Genomic DNA, 18,863 nt, shown 5'->3' on the forward strand with positions numbered 1-18,863 from the left:
GTGGTGCCGGTCTCGTCCGAGCCGGTTCGACACGGCACACTTGAGGCCACCATGAGCACACAGACCCGTTCGGCAAGCGTTGTCCCGCTTCGTGGGTTCGTACCGTCACTCGAGGGGATGCGTGCCGTCGCGTGTATCGGAATCGTTGTCACCCACGTGGCCTTTCAGACCGGTGGCGCGACGTCGCCGATCTTCGGTCATATCTGGGGAAGGTTCGACCTGACTGTGGCGATCTTCTTCTCGCTGTCGGGATTCCTGCTGTGGCGTCCGCACGCGGCGGCAGCTCGCGGTCATCGGAGTGCTCAGCCGCTCGGCCGCTATTTCCGTTCGCGGTTCGCGAGGATTCTGCCCGGTTACTGGGTCGGCGTGATGCTGATCCTGCTGTTTCTTCCCGATACCGGTGGTGACTACCGCGTGTGGCTGGCGAACCTGTCGTTCACTCAGGTGTTCGTGCCGCTGACCCTGACCCAGGGCTTGACGCAGATGTGGTCGCTGTCGGTCGAGATCGCCTTCTATCTGCTGCTGCCGGTGTTCGCTTGGCTGATGGTGCGCCTGCGCGGTGCGGCCGCTGCCCGCCGTATCCCAGTCATTCTGGGTGCTGCGGTGCTGACACTGTCGTGGGCATTTGTTCCGGTGTCGACCCCCGACGGCATTCACCATGACAACTGGCTCCCCGGCTACTTCCCGTGGTTTGCGGCTGGGATGCTGCTCGCCGAGGTCTCGGTGGGGCCACCGACATGGGTGCATCGGTTGGCTCGTCGCCGATTTGTCATGTCGTCCATCGCGGTTGCCGCGTTCGCCTTGTCGGCGACTCCGCTGGCGGGTCCGCAGGGCTTGGTGCGTCCGGCGGCCTGGCAGTTCGAGATCAAAATCCTGCTCGGCGCGATACTGGCCTTCGCGATGCTCGCCCCGCTGATTCTCGCCGAGGACGGTCGCCGGCATCGCTTCCTCGAGCATCCTGTGATGCTGACGCTGGGCCGCTGTTCGTACGGGTTGTTCATCTGGCATCTGGCTGTGCTCGCCGTCGTGTTCCCGGTGTTCGGCATCATCCCGTTCTCGGGCGGGATGTGGTTCGTGTTGCCAGTGACTCTCGCACTGTCGATTCCGGTGGCAGCGGCGAGCTACGCGCTGGTCGAAGAACCCGCTCGACGGCGATTCGCGCCGAAGAAGACACCTCTCACGGACGCCGTATCGCACTGATCGCCAGCGCGACGATCCCGATCAACGCCGCCAGCTGAACTACGTAGGATCCGCCCACGTACCCGTCGGACGATCGCCACGGACCGAGCGACAGCAGCGCGGGGCCGAGCATGGCGAATCCGCCTGCGATGCAGACCAATACACGCGAAGACAACGCGCGGTCGAAACGGCGATCCAGATACACCGCACCTACTCCGATCACGGCGACGGTGACAACGCCGGCGATCCCGGCCAGCACGGTCGTCGCTGCGAGCAGTGCCACGAATGCGGCAGTGATGCTGCGCCACGGGCGCGGCGCCGGACCCGGATTCGGTACCGTGCGGGGCGTGCGAATCGCCGCGAACAGCAACGGGATCAACAGCAGTAGCCCCCCGAAGATGCCCAGCCTGTACCAGCGATCGGTGGTGAAATCCAACGAGATCGTGCCCGACGCCCCCGCCGGAACGATCCAGGCCTGTTGCCACCCGTCGACGACAACCGAGTTCAGCTCGATCCCTCCGGGAGTCGTTGCCCGCCAGCCGCTGTTGTTGCTCTCCGGAATCACCAGCAGACGATCCTCGGTTGCCGACGTGAGCGTCACCTCGCGGTGATCGGGGCTCCATGCGGTCGTCCTGGCCGCCTGTGGTGCGGAGCTCGTCGGCCAGTCGGCCGGAATAGGCATGGTGCGCAACCGAATACCGTCGACGAAGAACGATGCTCCAGGCTCCACCACCACGTCCTGACGGCCCTCGGGCAACGACACCGGGTTGACGAAGTTCTCGTTCACCGGGGTGTCGGCGTCGCACACCGACGCCTTCAGCGGTTCGCCGGAACGGAATTGGTCGGCGGTAGCGGTCACCGACGTGCGCACCGTCTGCCCGGCAATGGAGACGATGGGACCGTTGAAGCAATCCACCGTGATCTGACGGTCACCGTCGTACGGGGCACCGATCGGCTCGCCCGCGGACAGCGGCGTCACTTCGGAAAAACCAGGTGGTTGAGATTGGATGAAGCCCAATGAATTTCGATCCAAGACGCCGTCCCAGTCCACGATGGACAGCACGATCCTGTCGGTCACATACGGTGCCAGTTCGACTGTCGTCGAACCGTCGGTGTCCAGGTCGCGGACCATCGGGCCGTTGCCGAGGTTGACCGCGACCTGGGTCGGATGGGCCGGAAGTGCGCCGAGGCTCGGGCTGAGTTTCAGGCCGTCCACCATTGTGGGAGCGGGCAATTGGATGGTCAAAGTGGGGTTGGTGCCGGCTCGGTCGGTGATCGACTTCTCCGGTGCCGTCCAGGATGTGCGCGGGTCACCGTCGGTGGCGGCGAAGGCGGAACCATGCAGGTCCGCGACGTCCGACGCCCCACTGGCCAGCGGACGACCCGGCTGAGCCAGCAGTGCCTCGAGTTCGGGCGACTGCCGCGTGCGTACCGTCAGATCGGGGATCACCGCGGTACCCATCGGCACGTCGATCGTGCGCGAGAAACGCCCCAGCTCCTCCGGAGACTTGGACAGTCCACTGCTGCAACGGATTCGATCCTCGGTGTCGAGGCATCCCGGGCGCCCAGGAAATTCCTGGCCGAGTTCCCACGCGTCGACGCTCGCCCCGGCCGGAGTATCGGGCAACACTGCACGGTGCACGATCGGCACCGGCTTCGGGTTGTCTCGATCGGAGTAGTCGTCCACCGAGACCTCGCTGATGCCGAATTGGCTTCCGCGGGTTCCATCGACCGTCGACTTCGCAGTGATCCGCAGCCACGGCGTTTCGCCACCCGGCAGTGACACCGTCATCGGGTCCCCGGGCTTGTCGACCCGCGCCGCGGTGGAACCGTTCGGGGTGGTGACCTCGACCCATTTCACTGGGTCGCCGATCGTTCCGGGACTGGTGCGCAGGTGCAGCAGACCGCCGCCAACCGGGGTATCGAAATCCAACTGAAGCCATTGCCCCACAGCGCGTTCGATACCGTTGCTGATCCAACTGGTAGCCAGATCGCCGTCCACTGCGGCCGCGACACCGCTGCCGGGTGCGCTGCCACCGATCTGCGTTGCGTCCGATGCCGAACTCGACGCCGTCAGCGCCGCACCTTCCCACTCGGCGTCCACGGTCTCCGCCCCGTACACCGGGTAGTCGGGAACCTCGTTGAGCGATCGCCGGGGTTCGTCCGCGGCCCGCAGTGCAGAATTGTGATTGTCGACCTGGCCGAAGTCGGTCTCGCGGTTCATCGGGGTGTCCGTCACCGTCACCGAGTCGACGGGTAGTCCGGCGGCAGCCGCGTCCGACGCCAGCAGTGTCGGCCCGGCCGGCACGGGAGTGCGAATCCCGTTGTTGCGCAGCTCATTCGAGCGCAGAATCGACTCCGGCCCGCCCTGTGTCACCGGGACCCGATCGAGATCGACCGTGTACGGGCCGGACGAGGGAGTGTCGGCCGAGCCGTTCACCGAATAGATCTCGACAGCGGGATACGGCGGTCGCAGGTCGCCATCGAGCACGACGCCGTCGACCTGACCGGGAGCAACGTCCTCGCCGAACTCGGCCACTCGGGCCAACCCCGGCGAACCGTCGAGCACCTGGTGCACCGATGCCGGGCGGGTGGATCGGGAGTTCTCGGGATCGAGGTCGTTGCGCACGACGACGTAGCTGATGCCCTGACCTTCGAGGGTATCGGCCAGTCCGCTGGACGGACGCCCGTCGGCGAAGAGTCGTTGCACGGAGTCCAGCGCGCGAATGGCTCCGGGCGGGGTGAGCGGCACAGCGTCGCGGACGGCCCAGGGCGTCGTGGCGAGAGCCTGCAACGGCTCGTCGCGGGTCAGTCCCCAGGTCTGCAGTGCGAACGGTGCACCGGGCACGATCAGTGCGCGCTGCGCGTCGGAACCGTCAGGACTCGACCCGGACGCGTGGGCGGTGAGCCAATCCGCGGCGTCGTGCCAGTACTGCGGAACGGCCTCGTAGGCTCCGCGAGGTGCGAGCTTGCCCGTCCACGCCAGCGAGGTGGACAGCGCCAAGGCCACCAACACCAATGCGGTCACTGCCATCATCGGCTGCTTCTCAGGATGCGCGACGGCCGATCGCCACTGCGGCGGCGGCACCGAACCGGGCAGCGGAACGCGGCCCAACAGGTGAGCCAGGCCCAGTACCAACGGGATTCGAATGACCGGCTCGAGTTTGTGAATGTTGCGTAGCGGCGCGCCTGCAGAATCGAGGAACACCCGCACTGTTGCCGCGAACGGGCCGTCCAGATCGCCGACGAACCCGGCACCGAGCCCGACGAGACCGACGAACAACATGATCGTCAGCCGGCCTCGAGCGGGCATCGATCGCATCGCCAAGCCTGCGATTCCTGCAGCCGCGATCAAGCCCGTTGCGATGACCGCGGCAGGCTGGGTCACCAGAACGGCACCGGCCACCCGCTCGGGTGAGACGAACGGCGTCCAACTACCGGTGCCGCGCAACACTTCCGTCAACGACGTCCACTGGGTGGTGGTGCCCGAGGACTCTATGTAGTCCAGAAACGGTGGAGAGACTTTGCCCAGCAACAACAATGGCACAATCCACCACAGCGTTGCGAGCACGAGGAAGCCGGTCCACCAGGCGCTGAACACGAGCCAACGCTTGTTCGGCCGATGCGAGAGCATCCAGATCACCGCGACCGCGACCGCTGCAGCCGTCGCGACGGCATTGACCGCCCCCATCAACGCCACTGCGAGCGCCGATTGTGCTGCCGCTCGTCGGACGCTGTAGTTCCTGGACTCGGTGTTCAGGCAACGCACGATGGGAATGAGCACCCACGGCGCGAGCATCATCGGCATCGTCTCCGACGAGATCGACGCGAGGGTGGTGATCACTCGAGGAGACAGAACTAACGCCGTTGCCGCGATCAGGCGAGAACTGCGGCTGCCGATGCCGAGGGCCTCGGCGAGTCGGACGATTCCCCAGAACCCGGCGATGAGCAGCAGCGCCCACCAGATGCGCTGGGTGATCCACGGTGGGATCGACAGCAGGTCACCGCCGGCGAAGAACGCTCCGTGCGGGAAGAAGTAGCCGTAGGCCTGGTTCTGCACCTGGCTCAACGGTGCCGCGCTGTTCCACTGATGCGATGCGCGTTCGAGAAATCCGAGGGGGTTCTGCGCCAGGTCGTATTTGGTGTCGGCGACAGTGAAGCCGGGGACCTGCAGAAAGGTGAGAAGAAATGCCAGAGCCGAGACGCCGAGAAGCCATTTACGGCCGAGCGGCTCGGCCGAGATCATCGATCCACGAATGCGACCAGCGTCAGCGGCTGCCGTACTCAACCTGGTTCAGCAAGGACGAGTCGGCGTTTCCGGTGCGATCGATGTCCGGACGAGAGTTGTCGGCTGCAGCGGCGGTCACTCCGAACACGACGCCTGCACCCAGTACGGCTCCGACGACGGCGGCAATGACACCCGGGACAGCGAACTTCATCTCGGTTCTCCAGTCAGTCGGCTCACAGATAAAAGGGTGAGGTGGACCCCCACGCGGGCATCACGGTATCACTTGCGTCACTGAAAACAGTCGTCGGACGCTCTACCTGCCGGGGGGAACGATCAGGACAGGGCGGTGACTGTGTCGCAGCACGTGCTCGGCCACCGAACTTTGCAGTAGCGCACGCAGACCGGTGGTACCTCGGGTGCCGGTGACGATGATGTCGACGTCCATCTCGTCGGCTTTCTCCACTATCGCGCTCCAGATGGCGGTGGAGCATTCGGTGCACTGACCCTCCACCTTCAGGCCTGCGGCCTCGGCCAGCGCGACGCCCTCGCTGTTGGTCACTTTCGCGTCGGTGAGGGCAACGTCCTCGGCCTCGTCGTCGGGCACCCATTCGGGCTGCATGACCCCCGATAGACCGGACATTCGAGCTGCCTGACGCACCATCGGTTCCCATGCCGTGACAACGATCGCGCGGGAGGTGGTGAGAAACCGGCCCGCGTAGTCGATCGCTCGTTTTGCGTTGTCGGAGCCGTCGTAGGCAATGAGTATGAGGTCAGCAGTCATTGTGGTGATTCTCCTCATGTCGCGTTCGTCCAGATTACCCCCACCCCCTTCGGGATCAATGCGGGTTTCAGTCGCTCAGATTGCAACAAAGTCGCATTGATCCCCACCGGAGGGGCGGCAGCAACACCGACGATCTCGACTACCGTCGTGTCCATGCGATTTCGGTACTCGGTTCGGTCCGCTGCAGTGATGACGGTCGGCGTGGGGTTGTTGGTCTCGTGCTCGAGCGAGTCCACTCAGGTCGCGTCGACGCAGGCAGTGCCCCCTGCTTCGACGACGACCGCAGCCGACACGACCGTCCCGCAACCTGTGCCGCCGGTCGACGATTGCGCGGCGTTCGTCGGCGGATTGTCGGAGCGGCAGCGTTTGGCCCAGTTGCTCACTGTCGGAGTCACCGGTACTGCGGACGCGGTGGAAATCATGTCCACCGAGCAGGTCGGCGGCCTCTTCGTCGGCAGTTGGACCGACGAGTCGATGCTCGGCAATCGGGAGGTACCGCAGGTTCTCGACGCGTCCGCGGTCGCTCCGATGATCACGATCGACGAGGAGGGTGGACGGGTTTCGCGGGTCGCGGATCTGCTGGGGGAGGCACCGTCGGCGCGGGTGTTGGCACAGACGATGACGGTGGACGAGGCATATCAGGAGGCGTTGACGCGTGGCCGGGGTCTGAAGGATCTCGGGGTCACCGTCGACTTCGCTCCGGTGGTCGATGTGAGTGCACAGCCCGACGATTCCGTCATCGGCGATCGGTCGTTCTCCGATGATCCGCAGGTCGTCATCGAGTACGCGGGGGCGTACGCGCGAGGTCTCGAAGACGCGGGAATCAAGCCTGTCATCAAGCACTTTCCCGGGCACGGCTCGGGTTCGGGCGATTCCCACACCGGTGCCGTCACCACTCCGTCGCTCGACGAGCTGAAGACCACGGACCTGCTGCCGTTCGCGGCGCTGAACAACACCGGTGTCGGAGTCATGGTGGGGCACCTCGACGTGCCCGGACTGACCGAGCCCGGAGTGCCCGCGAGCATCAGTCCGGCGGCGATGGCGTTGTTGCGCGATGGCGTCGGATACGGTGCCGCTCCGTTCGACGGTCCGATCTTCACCGACGATCTGAGCGGCATGGCGGCGATCACTGCGCGGCTCGGAATCGTCGACGCGGTGGAGGCGGCATTGGTTGCGGGTGCCGATGTGGCGTTGTGGCTCACCACCGATCAGGTGCCCGAGGTGTTGGACAATCTCGAAGACGCGGTGGCAACGGGACGCCTCGCCGCGGCGCAGGTGGACGAGGCCACGGCGACGGTTGCCCGGTTCAAGGGGGCGTGCGGGGCCTGATTGGCAGGTAATGGACCTTACCGTGGAGTAACGTCTAGTACTTCGTACGTATTGGAGGGTCCATGGCTGGCGGCACCAAGAGATTGCCCCGCGCCGTCCGTGAGCAGCAGATGCTCGACGCGGCGGTGGATGTGTTCTCCGACAACGGTTTTCACGAGACATCGATGGATTCGATCGCCAAGAAGGCGGCCATCTCCAAGCCGATGTTGTATCTGTACTACGGGTCGAAGGACGAGTTGTTCGCCGCGTGCATCCATCGTGAGGGCGTCAAATTCATCGAAGCGTTGACGCCGGCCGCAGACCCGACGCTGACGCCGCGCGAGCAGTTGCGCAAAGCGCTGATCGGCTTCCTCGGATTCGTCGGCGAGAACCGGAAGTCGTGGATGGTGCTCTACCGCCAGGCCATCGGCCAGCAGGCCTTCGCCTCACAGGTGCAGAGCAGCCGCGATCGGTTGATCGAACTGACGGCGGGTTTGCTGGCGATGAGCACCAGGGACCCGGAGCAGTCACACAATTTCGGGTTGATGGCCGTCGCGTTGGTCGGTGCAGGCGAGGCCGTGGCCGACAGGGTGGCAGGCGGCGAAATCGAGGTCGACGCGGCTGCCGATCTCCTGGAAAATCTGGCGTGGCGCGGCCTGGCCGGCAAGAAGACCGCCGCAACCTAGCTGGCCCCCCGGGTCGTTCCGCAGGCTCCACTCCTGCTGTCCAACTCGAAGTTATGGACGAAAATCCAAGGAAATTCGTCCATAACTTCGAGCTCGGCGAAACAACAGCTACCGCAGCGTTCCCGTCAGATGCGGGTAGCCCTTCTTCGGGTTCTTCAGCGACAGGTCCCAGCCGGTACCGACGGCCTCGGCGTAGGCGTTGATCGTCGCGGGCAGGATGATCGGCTTACCGAAGCGGATGCTGTAGTTCACGGCCTCCGGGATTCGACCCTCGACGGTCTGCAGTACTGCTGCCGCACTCCACATTCCGTGCGCGATGGTCTTCGGGAAGCCGAATGCCTTTGCGCCGAGCGAGGATACGTGGATCGGGTTGCGGTCTCCGGAGATGGCCGCATACCGGCTGATGATCCGCTGATCGACGCGCAGGGTGCGGGTCGGGGGCGGCGGAACCTCGTCTGCAGGCGGTGTTTCGCGGGGTCCACCCGACAGCGAGGTCTTCTGCAGGCTCAGGAAGCTCGAGGTCTGCTTCCAGACCAGCTCGCGTCCTACCTTGACCTCGCTGATCAGGTCCACCAGCAGGCCCTTGCGGTGCTCGCGCAGGTTCTCCGCGTGCACTCTCACATCCAACGGCTCGGTGGCAGAGATGCCACGGAACTGCTCGATGACGTTCTCGGCGTGCACCGAACCGATGGCGGCAAACGGAAAGCCCTTGGAGACCATCAGTTTCATCACTGTCGGGAACACCAGCGTGAACGGGTAGGTCACCGGGAGCTGATCGCCGAATCGCAGACCCGTCGCGCGGCAGTACCCGGCGAGGTTGTCGGGGTCCACTCGCAGACCCTTGAGCTCGTACACCGTGCTGGGAACCGAAGACGACCTGGATCCGAAGAACGGCAGCGCGCCGAGCACAGCCGAGGTGTAGATGTCGGAGGTCTTCGGCTGCGCGGTGAGCGTGACGGTGCTCATGCGCCGAGCAGGCTCTGGCCGCACACGCGCACGACCTGGCCGGTGACGGCGTTGGATGCGGGAGAAGCGAAGTACGAGACCAACTCTGCGACGTCCACGGTCTCGCCGCCCTGCAGCAGCGAGCTCATGCGTCGTCCGGCCTCGCGGGTGGCGAACGGGATTGCTGCGGTCATCGCGGTTTCTATGAAGCCGGGAGCAACGGCGTTGATCGTGATGTTCTTCTTCGCCAGCACCGGCGCGGAAGCATGCACCAAGCCGATGACACCGGCCTTGGATGTGCCGTAGTTGGTCTGGCCGCGGTTGCCCGCGATGCCGGCGATCGAGGAGACGTCGACGACGCGGCCGCCGTCCTTGAGTGCGCCGGAGGCCACCAGTTCGTCGGTGATGCGCTGCGGCGCAGCAAGGTTGACGCCGATGACCGAGTTCCAGCGGGAGTCGTCCATGTTGGCGAGAGTCTTGTCGCGGGTGATGCCGGCGTTGTGCACGATGATGTCGGCCCCGCCGTGACGCTCCAGGAGGTGCTTGCTCAGTACCTCTCCCGCGTCGGGGGAGGTGACGTCGAGTGCGAGCGACGTGCCGCCGACCTTGTTGGCCGTCTGCGAGAGTGCCTCTCCGGCAGCGGGAATGTCGGCTGCGATGACGGTTGCTCCGTCGCGGGCGAGGACCTCGGCGATGGTGGCGCCGATGCCGCGGGCTGCTCCGGTGACGACGGCTACCTTGCCTGCGAGCGGCTTGTCCCACGAGGCCGGTGCCTGCGAATCGGCGTCACCGACGGCGATGACCTGGCCGTCGACGAATGCCGACTTGGCCGAGAGGAGGAAGCGGAGGGTGGATTCGAGGCCGGACAGGCCGGTCGATGCCTTGGGGGAGATGTAGACGAGCTGCGCCGTGGCACCGCGCTTGACCTCTTTGCCGACGCTGCGCGTGAAGCCTTCGAGGGCGCGCTGAGCGATGTGCTCGTCGACGCTCGAGGTCTCTTCGGGAGTGGTGCCGATGACGACGACGCGAGCCGACGGTGCCAGGTTGCGGATGACCGGCTGGAAGAACTTGAAGAGCTGCTCGAGCTCGGCGACGTTGCTGATTCCGGTGGCGTCGAATACGAGTCCGCCGTGCTTGTCGTCGTGCGGCTGCGACTGCGGGTAGTCCGAGAGCAGCTCACGCAGGGGCTCGACGAGGCGGCCGCTGCCACCGATCAGGACCGGGCCGGCCAGTGCGGGCTCACCTGCCTTGTAACGACGCAGCTTCTCGGGCTGCGGCAGGCCTGCCTGCTTGGCGATGAAAGCTCCCGGCGCGGACGCGAGGAACGTTGAGTAGAGATCTGGGGCTCCCTTGGAGGCTGCCACTGTCGTACCTTTCATTCAGCGCTGCTCGCTCGAGGAGCAAGGCGCACGACCGGGTGTCGACAACCAACTTACTCGCCAGTAAGATGAAACTCCACCAGGGCCATTCCCCACATGCTGGGGACGATGTTTGGAGACGTCAGTGACAAGCAAGCAGCTACGACCGGTCGCAATCGTCGGTGGCAACCGCATTCCGTTCGCGCGTTCGGACAAGAAGTACGCGCTGGCCTCCAACCAGGACATGCTCACTGCCACCATCGACGGTCTCGTGTCGCGATTCGGTCTGCAGGGCGAGCGCCTCGGTCTCGTCGCCGCCGGTGCCGTGCTCAAGCATTCGCGCGATTTCAACCTCACCCGCGAGGTCGTTCTCGGTAGCGCGCTGAGCCCGTACACCCCGGCCTTCGACATTCAGCAGGCCTGCGGCACCGGCCTGCAGTCGATCATCGCGGTCGGCGACGCCATCGCGTCGGGTCGTATCGATGCAGGTATCGGTGGCGGTGTCGACACCACGTCCGACGCCCCGATCGGCGTCAACGACGAACTGCGCGAGTTCCTGCTGTCCCTGAACCGGGCCAAGAGCACCGGCGATCGCATCAAGCTCCTCGGCAACGTCCGTCCCGGCATGCTCGGCATCGAGATCCCGCGCAACGGCGAGCCGCGCACCGGCTTGTCGATGGGCGACCACGCCGCCATCACCGCCAAGGAATTCGGCGTCCGCCGCGAGGACCAGGACGAACTGGCCGCAGCGAGCCACCACAATATGGCGGCGGCCTACGACCGCGGTTTCTTCGACGATCTGGTGACGCCGTTCCTCGGCCTCACACGCGACGACAACCTGCGTCCGGGATCGACCGTCGAGAAGTTGGCCACGCTCAAGCCGGTCTTCGGAACCAGGCTGGGCGACGCCACCATGACGGCCGGTAACTCGACGCCGCTCACCGACGGCGCGTCGGCTGCCCTGCTGTCGAGCGACGAGTGGGCTGCCGAGCGCAACCTCCCGGTGCTCGCGCACCTGGTCGATTCCGAGACCGCAGCGGTCGACTACGTTCACGGCAACAGCTCGTTCAAGGACGGCCTGCTGATGGCTCCGACCTACGCGATTCCGCGTCTGCTCGCGCGCAACGGCCTGACGCTGCAGGATTTCGACTACTACGAGATCCACGAGGCGTTCGCCTCGGTGGTGCTCGCAACTCTGCAGGCATTCGAGAGCGACGAGTACTGCAAGGAGCGTCTGGGTCTCGACGGCGCGCTCGGCTCCATCGATCGCAGCAAGCTCAACGTCAACGGATCCTCGCTCGCTGCGGGCCACCCGTTCGCCGCGACCGGCGGACGCATCGTGGCGTCGTTGGCGAAGATGCTGGCCGAGAAGGGCTCGGGCCGTGGCCTGATCTCGATCTGCGCGGCCGGTGGCCAGGGCGTCACGGCCATCATCGAGCGCTGATCACTGCAGCTTCGGCTGCTCACTATTCGGGGGAACACAGGGTCGGCGGATCCGGTAATCGAGGGGTTTTCGGATCTGCCGTCCACTACGTGAAAAAGGGCACGCAGAGTTTCTCTGTGTGCCCTTAGTGTGTCCGAACGCGCCACGATTAATCCGTTTGAATGAATTGACGAGACGATTTTTTGCTCGGTGTAACGCACAGTCGAAAAGTGCATATATTCCAGTTGGCTCCGTGCTGCTGCCTGACCCCCGACCCGGCAGCAGCGCGGAGCCTCTTTCGTTCGGATACCGAACATCGCAGAGTGAGCGTCGCCGTTCGGTTTGCGTAAGCTCGTGCGCGGGGTACTCCGTGCCACGGGTGGAACTTTCATCGAACGGTGGTCCTGGAAGGGTCGAACGTGAGCGAGGGCAAGAGTAGGTCGGGCGACGCTCCGAAGGGCGACGAGCCCCATCCCGACATACCGCCGTACGACGCTCCCACCGAGACGTTCGGAGCTGTCGGGAACGCGGCCGACGCATCGAAGCATGCGTCCGAGGCCGATCGTCCGTCCGACGACGCGCACGTAGACCGTGTGGTCGAAGTCGACGGCACGGACGCCGCAGAATCAACGGTTCACGAACCCTGGATCACAGATTTCGCCACCACTGATTTCGACACCACTGATTCCGACAGCACGGAGGTCGTCGAATCTGCCGGTCCGCCGGACGCAGTCGAATCCGATTCGGCGACGTCGACCCCGCAGCAGACCCCGGTCGCGGACGAATCTCCTACCGTGGCACAGTCCGTCGTTCCTGGGCAGCCTGTTGTTGCTGAGCTGCCCATCATTGCCGAGCAGCCCAAGTCGGCTGGTGAACCGCCCTCGATTCCTCCCAGCGACGGTAGTGCGCAGGCAGATGCAGCCGGCGTCACGCCGCCGTGGCGGAAGATTGCCATCGGCACCGGTGCAGTGTTCGCTGTCCTCACGCTGCTGTATGCCGCGGATTGGTTCACGTCGAGTGATCGTGTGCCCCGCGGTGTCACGGTTGCCGGAATCGACGTCGGCGGTAAAGCTCACTCCGACGCCGAAGCCGCCCTGCGATCCGAGCTCGGCCCCCGCGCCGAGCAACCCGTTCAGGTCGACGTCGGCGATCGGCAAGTCGAAGTGCTCCCCGTCGATGCCGGTCTCGGGGTGGATTGGAATGCGACGCTCGACCGCGCGGGATCGCAACCGATCAATCCGATCACCCGGTTGACGTCGTTCTTCGGTAGCCGCGAGATCGGCGTCGTGTCGACCACGGACGAGCAAGCATTGACCGTCGCCATCGACGGACTCCGCGCTCAGACCGATCGCGCTCCCGTCGAAGGTGACGTCGTGTTCGACGGTGTCACTCCTGTTGCTGTTGCACCACTGGAGGGTCGGGTTTTGGATGCCGACGGGACGCGTCGAAATCTGCAGACCGAATGGGCTTCGGGGTCAGCGGAAGTGGCCTACGAGTCCACCCCCGTCTCGGTGACGCAGGACGCGGTCGACCGAGCCATTGCCGACGTCGCCGCTCCCGCGACGTCGGCTCCGGTGATCGTCGCGGGCAGGCAGAACGTCGACGCGACCCTGGCTCCGAATCGCGTGGGTGAGGTTCTGCGCTTCGATCCGGACGGCCAGGGCGGGCTGACTCCGATCTACGACACCGATGTCGCCGCCGGCATTCTCGCTCCGCAACTCGTGCGCACCGAGGTGCCGCCGAAGGACGCGTCGTTCACGTTTTCCGCAGGTGCGCCGACCGTCGTGCCCGGCGTGATGGGCGAGCTGGTGGAGTGGCGGAAGACTCTCGAGCAGCTGCCTGCATTGCTGTCCGCGGACGGTCCCCGCACCACCGAGGCGATCTACGAACCGGCTCCGCCCGCACTGACCACCGAAGCTGCGCAGAATCTCGGTGTGCGAGAGGTGATCGCCGAGTACACCACCGGCGGGTTCGAGTATGCGTCCGGCGTCAACATCGGGCTCACCGCGCAGATCGTCAACGGTGCGCTCGTGAAGCCGAAAGAGACGTTCTCGCTCAACGGATACACCGGTCCACGAGGTACTGCGCAGGGTTTCGTCGAGTCGGGGATCATCGACAACGGCAGACCCGATCGCGCCGTCGGCGGTGGCATCAGCCAGTTCGCGACGACGCTGTACAACGCGTCCTACTTCGCCGGTATGGAAGACACCGACCACACCGAGCACAGCTACTACATCAGCCGGTATCCCGAGGCCCGCGAGGCGACTGTCTTCGAGGGTGCAATCGACCTGAAGTTCACCAATCCCAATGACACCGGAGTCGTGATCGAATCGTTCGCCGATTCGTCCAGCGTCACCGTTCGACTGTGGGGCACGAAGACCGTCGACGTCGAATCCATTACCGGGTCGCGAACCAACCCCACTTCACCCAACACGGTGACGCTGCCCGCCGGTGCAGGCTGTGTCGCATCAGGTGGAGGACCGGGATTCACGGCCAGCGACACCAAGGTGATCAGCGACGCCGCGTCGAACAGGGAATTGTCGCGGAACACCAGAACGGTGAAGTACGACCCGATTCCGATCGTGAAATGCGTCCAGCCCGACCGCCCGGACCCTTCGCCGGCACCTCGACCCGAACCCGAGCCGGATGAGTGACGCCCGAGCTGCAAGGACACAGTTCGAATCACCTCGAGTCGGACTGTGGCGTCGACGCCCGATCGGGTGTTTGCTTGTAACAGGGAATGGCTCGAAATGAATGTGTCCGTGCGGGGGTTGCACTGCACAGGTGCTTCGCTGCACTCGACCACCGAAAGGGAGCATTGCCGATGACGCTCACACGTACCGTCCTCGATCAGCAGACGCTGCGCGAGGCGTACGCGCAGTTCCCCAGCGGCGTCGTGGCGATCGCCGCCAAGATCGACGGCGTGCTGGTGGGGCTGGCAGCGAGCAGCTTCGTTTCGGTGTCCATCGATCCGCCTCTGGTGGCTGTCTGCATTCAGAACACGTCGACGACGTGGCCCAAACTCGAATTGGCACCCAACATCGGCGTCAGCGTTCTCGGTGAGGCGCACAACGATGCTGTCCGCACCTTGGCGGCCAAAACCGGTGATCGTTTCGCCGGTCTCGATCTCACCGTCACCGACGGGGGAGCCGCCTTCATCGTGGGTGCCACAGCGTGGCTCGACACCACCATCGACCAGCAAATCCCCGCGGGCGACCATGCAATCGTGTTGCTGCGGATACATTCCCTGGACGTGCAGAGCGAAGTGAACCCAATCGTTTTCCACGGCAGCAAGTTCCGCAAACTGCAGCAGTAGTCTCTGGTTCGTCGGCTTCTCATCCCGCGGTGCGCTCCGTGTCCACAATTCGCCTCGCGAGGCGGGATCCCGTCATCGACGGCAAATAGTGGACAGTCACCGCACTTGGCTACACCCAGCACACAAAGAACAACGGCCGCACCCGAGAACAGGTGCGGCCGTTGCAGTGTCAGTGGATCAGAACGCTGCTTCGTCGAGTTCCATGATGTCGTTGTCGATGTTGGTAAGGATTGCTCGCGTCGCGGTGAGCTGCGGGAGGATGTTCTTGGCGAAGAACGAGGCCACTGCGACCTTGCCTTCGTAGAACGCCTTGTCCTTGCCCTCTGCACCGTTGTCGAGTGCGGCGATGGCGATTTCGGACTGACGCAGCAGCAGCCAGCCGATGAGCAGGTCGCCGAAGCCCATGAGGAAGCGCACCGATGCCAGGCCGATCTTGTACAGCTCGGTGGGCTGGTCCTGTGCGCCCATGAGGTGCTGGGTCATCGAGGTGACGATGGCCTGCACGTCTTCGAGGGCGGTGGCCAGCAGTGCGCGTTCGGCCTTGAGGCGTCCGTTGCCTGCTTCGCTGTCGATGAACGACTTGATCTGTCCGGCAACGTGAGCCAGGGCCACGCCGCGGTCGCGGGCGATCTTGCGGAAGAAGAAGTCCTGCGCCTGGATGGCGGTGGTTCCTTCGTACAGCGAGTCGATCTTGGCGTCGCGAACGTATTGCTCGATGGGGTAGTCCTGCAGGAAGCCGGAACCACCGAAGGTCTGCAGCGACTCGGCCAGCACCTGGTAGGCGATTTCCGATCCGACGCCCTTGACGATGGGGAGCAGGAGGTCGTTGACGCGGTATGCGATGTCTGCGTCGGCGTCCGAAACCTGCTTGGCGGTGACCGGATCCTGGTGTGCGGCGGTGTAGAGGTACACCGCGCGCAGGCCCTCCGAGTAGGCCTTCTGCATCATCAGGCTGCGGCGCACGTCGGGGTGGTGGGTGATGGTGACGCGGGGTGCGGCCTTGTCGGTCATTTGCGTCAGGTCTGCGCCCTGGACGCGCTCCTTGGCGTACCCGAGTGCGTTGAGGTAGCCGGTGGAGAGGGTGCCGATTGCCTTGGTGCCGACCATCATTCGAGCGTGCTCGATGACGTCGAACATCTGCGCGATGCCCTTGTGAACCTCGCCGACGAGCCAGCCCTTGGCAGGGACGCCGTGGCCACCGAAGGTGAGCTCACAGGTGGCCGAGGCCTTGAGGCCCATCTTGTGCTCGACGCCGGTGACGAAGACGCCATTGCGCTCGCCCGGTTCGCCCTTCTCGAAGTCGAAGTGGGTGGCGGGGACGAAGAACAGGCTCAGGCCCTTGGTGCCCGGTCCGGCACCTTCGGGACGCGCTAGTACGAGGTGGAAGATGTTCTCGAACAGGTCGTCCGAAACGGCGGAGGTGATGAAGCGTTTGACGCCTTCGATGTGCCAGGAGCCGTCGTCCTGCTTGATCGCTTTGGTACGGCCTGCGCCCACGTCGGATCCGGCGTCGGGCTCGGTGAGCACCATCGTGGCACCCCAGCCGCGCTGGACGATGACCTTCGCCCATTCCTTCTGCTCATCGGTTCCGTTGTGGAACAAGATGTTTGCGAAGCCGGGCCCCGCGTTGTACATGAATGCTGCGGGCTGAGAACCGAGGAGCATCTCGTTGATACCCCACAGGAGGTTGCGAGGCGCTGCCATGCCGCCGAGTTCCTCGTCGAGGCCGACGCGCCACCACTCACCGTCGTAGAGCGCCTTGAACGACTTCTTGAAGGAGTCGGGCAGCTTCAGGCTGTGGGTTTCCGGATCGAAGACGGGCGGGTTGCGGTCCGTGTCCGCGAAGGACTCGGCCAGCGGTCCCTCGGCCAGGCGAACGACCTCGCGCAACATGTCGCGGGCCACCTCGCCGTCCATGTCTCCGAAATTGTCGCCTTCGAGTGTCTCGTCGAGTCCGAAAAGCTCGAAGAGGTTGAACTCGAGGTCCCGAAGGTTGCTCTTGTAATGGCCCATTGCTCGTTCGCTCTCCAGTCGGTGGTGCGGTCTCGTGAGTACCGCCCAAGTTAGCTACTCGTCGGTAACTTAAGGGATGTTACCCCCGATCCGTGTTGCTGCCAAGGGCGGACCTACTCGCCAGTAGCAATGCGTCGATCGCAGTGCCGCCGCTCACGTCCCGATACCGATTCTCGGCGGTCACAATGGTCAGGCAGGAGTCGATGTCGGACACCAAATCCTTTGGCGTGTAGAGGATTTCGATCTCCTGGGGTCCTCCGGCTCCGGACTCGATGTTGGATGTGTGATGCCCGAGAATCATGAGGATTCCATCAGGTTTCAGCGCCGACGCCGCGGCCGAGACGGCCTTTCGTCGTGCTTCCGGGGGCAAGTGCAGGTAGAACATGAGAACCAGGTCATAGTTGGGTTCCGTTGCCAATTCCGTCACATCGGCATGAATCCAGGTGAGGCGCTCGCGCACCGACCTCGGGGCCGAGTCGGCAACGTGACTTGCTCGCGTCAGCGCCACCGAGGAGAAATCGACGGCGTCGACGGTCCAGCCGCGGGTTGCCAACCAGATGGCGTTTCGACCCTGGCCGGATGCGAGATCCAATGCGCGACCACGCTTCAGCGTCGTCGCCACTTCGACCAAGGTCGCATTCGGTGCCTCGCCGTACACGAGTTCTCGGCCATCGTATTTGCGATCCCAGTCTGTGGCGTCCACCTCGGGAAGCTTAGTGGGGACTCCTGCAACGTGGCACGCAGCAGTAGAACGTTGTAGTTCTGGTAGACGGTCGCCAGCAACTACGTATTTGGGCACCCATCGAGAACGAGTGGATGTAATGCGCGTGGGCGTAGCCGTTGCTGTTGTTGGGCCCGACATGCCTGTGAGCGGGATCGAGGAATTTCTCGTTTTGCCGAATCGGGCGAATGCACCTCGATGTCGTAATCTGGACATTGTGAGTGATCTACCCGATTCCGGGCTGGCCAGGGATTTGTCCGTCAGTGCGATGCGGCTGAACCGGAGGCTGCGTCTGCGCCATTCCAGCGACAGATTGCCCGTCGCTCAGCTGTCGATTTTGACGACTCTGCTGCGCGAGGGGCCGATGACGACGGGTGAGTTGGCGGCGCGGGAGCGAATAAAGCCACCGTCGGTATCGAGGTCCTCGCACACGTTGGGGGAGTCGGGTTTGATCTCTCGGGCACCGCACCCGACCGACGGCAGGCAAGTGGTTCTGCAGCTGACCGATACCGGGACCGCTACCGCGCGGAAAGAAATCGCGTCTCGGGAAATTGCGCTGGCCGAGCAGTTGGAGAACCTGACGGCCCGGGAGCGGGAGACGTTGGCTGCCGCCGCGAGCATTCTCACCGAGATCGTCGAACAGGTCGACTGAGCTTCGTCAGTTGTCGTTCCGGACTTCGTGATCGAGGGTGTCGATGTCCCACTCGAGAATCGAGCCCAATTCTTCCGAATCGCCCCGGCGTGCGACGCGACCGAGGACGGTGGCGACGACTGCCGCGCACATCATCCATACGGTAACGACTATCCACAACCCGTTCATGACACACTTTCTAGCACCAGTGTCTGTGAAATCGCCGAGAAACGGTGATTCGGCTTTGTTGCGATTCGGTATTGATCGTCGACGG

15 protein-coding genes are annotated in these 18,863 nt (G+C 64.4%); 7 read left to right on the forward strand and 8 right to left on the reverse strand.

The window, feature by feature from the left end; translation table 11 throughout:
• Window positions 1–51 precede the first annotated feature (51 nt).
• Window positions 52–1,200, forward strand: a complete 1,149-nt coding sequence (locus QM797_RS05095; RefSeq protein ID WP_283274064.1) for an acyltransferase family protein — start codon at window positions 52–54, stop codon at window positions 1,198–1,200.
• Here QM797_RS05095 and QM797_RS05100 read toward each other — a convergent pair.
• From QM797_RS05100 to QM797_RS05110, 3 genes are all read right to left on the reverse strand, one after another.
• Window positions 1,178–5,425, reverse strand: a complete 4,248-nt coding sequence (locus QM797_RS05100) for a DUF3367 domain-containing protein (RefSeq protein WP_283274065.1) — start codon at window positions 5,423–5,425, stop codon at window positions 1,178–1,180. The two genes, QM797_RS05095 and QM797_RS05100, sit on opposite strands and share 23 nt — an antisense overlap.
• Before the next feature lie 22 nt (window positions 5,426–5,447).
• Window positions 5,448–5,618 carry a DUF2613 domain-containing protein gene (locus QM797_RS05105; RefSeq protein WP_080730504.1) on the reverse strand — a complete coding sequence of 57 codons (171 nt, stop codon included), beginning with the start codon at window positions 5,616–5,618 and terminating at the stop codon, window positions 5,448–5,450.
• A gap of 102 nt (window positions 5,619–5,720) precedes the next feature.
• Window positions 5,721–6,188 carry a universal stress protein gene (locus QM797_RS05110; protein WP_283274066.1) on the reverse strand — a complete coding sequence of 156 codons (468 nt, stop codon included), beginning with the start codon at window positions 6,186–6,188 and terminating at the stop codon, window positions 5,721–5,723.
• Window positions 6,189–6,341: 153 nt separating this feature from the next.
• Here QM797_RS05110 and QM797_RS05115 point away from each other — a divergent pair, with 153 nt between their 5' ends.
• Both QM797_RS05115 and QM797_RS05120 read left to right on the forward strand, forming a co-directional pair.
• Entirely contained in the window at window positions 6,342–7,517 is a 1,176-nt protein-coding gene (locus tag QM797_RS05115; protein ID WP_283274067.1) for a glycoside hydrolase family 3 N-terminal domain-containing protein, read from the forward strand.
• A gap of 62 nt (window positions 7,518–7,579) precedes the next feature.
• Window positions 7,580–8,182 carry a TetR/AcrR family transcriptional regulator gene (locus QM797_RS05120; protein ID WP_283274068.1) on the forward strand — a complete coding sequence of 201 codons (603 nt, stop codon included), beginning with the start codon at window positions 7,580–7,582 and terminating at the stop codon, window positions 8,180–8,182.
• A gap of 108 nt (window positions 8,183–8,290) precedes the next feature.
• On the opposite strand, the gene QM797_RS05125 is transcribed toward QM797_RS05120, so the two are convergent.
• Window positions 8,291–9,148, reverse strand: coding sequence for a MaoC/PaaZ C-terminal domain-containing protein (locus QM797_RS05125; protein ID WP_283274069.1), 858 nt, complete (start codon window positions 9,146–9,148; stop codon window positions 8,291–8,293).
• Entirely contained in the window at window positions 9,145–10,491 is a 1,347-nt protein-coding gene (locus tag QM797_RS05130; RefSeq protein ID WP_283274070.1) for a 3-oxoacyl-ACP reductase, read from the reverse strand. Before QM797_RS05130 ends, QM797_RS05125 begins: the two co-directional genes overlap by 4 nt.
• 139 nt (window positions 10,492–10,630) lie before the next feature.
• Here QM797_RS05130 and QM797_RS05135 point away from each other — a divergent pair, with 139 nt between their 5' ends.
• From QM797_RS05135 to QM797_RS05145, 3 genes are all read left to right on the forward strand, one after another.
• Window positions 10,631–11,929 (forward strand): acetyl-CoA C-acetyltransferase, encoded by a 1,299-nt coding sequence (locus tag QM797_RS05135; RefSeq protein ID WP_283274071.1) that lies wholly within the window; start codon window positions 10,631–10,633, stop codon window positions 11,927–11,929.
• A 398-nt stretch (window positions 11,930–12,327) separates the two neighbouring features.
• Entirely contained in the window at window positions 12,328–14,562 is a 2,235-nt protein-coding gene (locus QM797_RS05140) for a VanW family protein (RefSeq protein ID WP_283274072.1), read from the forward strand.
• Between the two features lie 170 nt (window positions 14,563–14,732).
• On the forward strand, window positions 14,733–15,224 hold the full coding sequence (locus tag QM797_RS05145; protein ID WP_094618905.1) for a flavin reductase family protein: 492 nt from the start codon (window positions 14,733–14,735) through the stop codon (window positions 15,222–15,224).
• 177 nt (window positions 15,225–15,401) lie between these two features.
• Here QM797_RS05145 and QM797_RS05150 read toward each other — a convergent pair whose 3' ends face one another.
• Window positions 15,402–17,237, reverse strand: a complete 1,836-nt coding sequence (locus tag QM797_RS05150) for an acyl-CoA dehydrogenase (protein ID WP_283274073.1) — start codon at window positions 17,235–17,237, stop codon at window positions 15,402–15,404.
• 79 nt (window positions 17,238–17,316) lie between these two features.
• Window positions 17,317–17,940: a class I SAM-dependent methyltransferase gene (locus QM797_RS05155; protein WP_283274074.1), complete on the reverse strand. Its 624-nt coding sequence runs from the start codon at window positions 17,938–17,940 to the stop codon at window positions 17,317–17,319.
• Window positions 17,941–18,175: 235 nt separating this feature from the next.
• On the opposite strand from QM797_RS05155, the gene QM797_RS05160 reads away from it, so the two are divergent.
• The gene (locus QM797_RS05160) at window positions 18,176–18,610 is read left to right on the forward strand and encodes a MarR family winged helix-turn-helix transcriptional regulator (protein ID WP_283274075.1); all 435 of its coding nucleotides are present in this window, start codon (window positions 18,176–18,178) and stop codon (window positions 18,608–18,610) included.
• Window positions 18,611–18,616: 6 nt separating this feature from the next.
• Here QM797_RS05160 and QM797_RS05165 read toward each other — a convergent pair whose 3' ends face one another.
• Window positions 18,617–18,778, reverse strand: coding sequence for a hypothetical protein (locus tag QM797_RS05165; RefSeq protein ID WP_283274077.1), 162 nt, complete (start codon window positions 18,776–18,778; stop codon window positions 18,617–18,619).
• Window positions 18,779–18,863 lie beyond the last annotated feature (85 nt).

This window comes from Rhodococcus sp. IEGM 1381 (assembly GCF_030056795.1).
Lineage (GTDB): Bacteria > Actinomycetota > Actinomycetes > Mycobacteriales > Mycobacteriaceae > Rhodococcoides.

Excerpts from the sequence above, each read along its gene's own strand:
- QM797_RS05120 (WP_283274068.1), top strand. The coding sequence starts at position 7,580 with ATGGCTGGCGGCACCAAGAGATTGCCCCGCGCCGTCCGTGAGCAGCAG.
- QM797_RS05150 (WP_283274073.1), bottom strand. The coding sequence starts at position 17,237 with ATGGGCCATTACAAGAGCAACCTTCGGGACCTCGAGTTCAACCTCTTC.
- QM797_RS05115 (WP_283274067.1), top strand. The coding sequence starts at position 6,342 with ATGCGATTTCGGTACTCGGTTCGGTCCGCTGCAGTGATGACGGTCGGC.
- QM797_RS05095 (WP_283274064.1), top strand. The coding sequence starts at position 52 with ATGAGCACACAGACCCGTTCGGCAAGCGTTGTCCCGCTTCGTGGGTTC.
- QM797_RS05110 (WP_283274066.1), bottom strand. The coding sequence starts at position 6,188 with ATGACTGCTGACCTCATACTCATTGCCTACGACGGCTCCGACAACGCA.
- QM797_RS05100 (WP_283274065.1), bottom strand. The coding sequence starts at position 5,425 with ATGATCTCGGCCGAGCCGCTCGGCCGTAAATGGCTTCTCGGCGTCTCG.
- QM797_RS05145 (WP_094618905.1), top strand. The coding sequence starts at position 14,733 with ATGACGCTCACACGTACCGTCCTCGATCAGCAGACGCTGCGCGAGGCG.
- QM797_RS05165 (WP_283274077.1), bottom strand. The coding sequence starts at position 18,778 with ATGAACGGGTTGTGGATAGTCGTTACCGTATGGATGATGTGCGCGGCA.
- QM797_RS05105 (WP_080730504.1), bottom strand. The coding sequence starts at position 5,618 with ATGAAGTTCGCTGTCCCGGGTGTCATTGCCGCCGTCGTCGGAGCCGTA.
- QM797_RS05125 (WP_283274069.1), bottom strand. The coding sequence starts at position 9,148 with ATGAGCACCGTCACGCTCACCGCGCAGCCGAAGACCTCCGACATCTAC.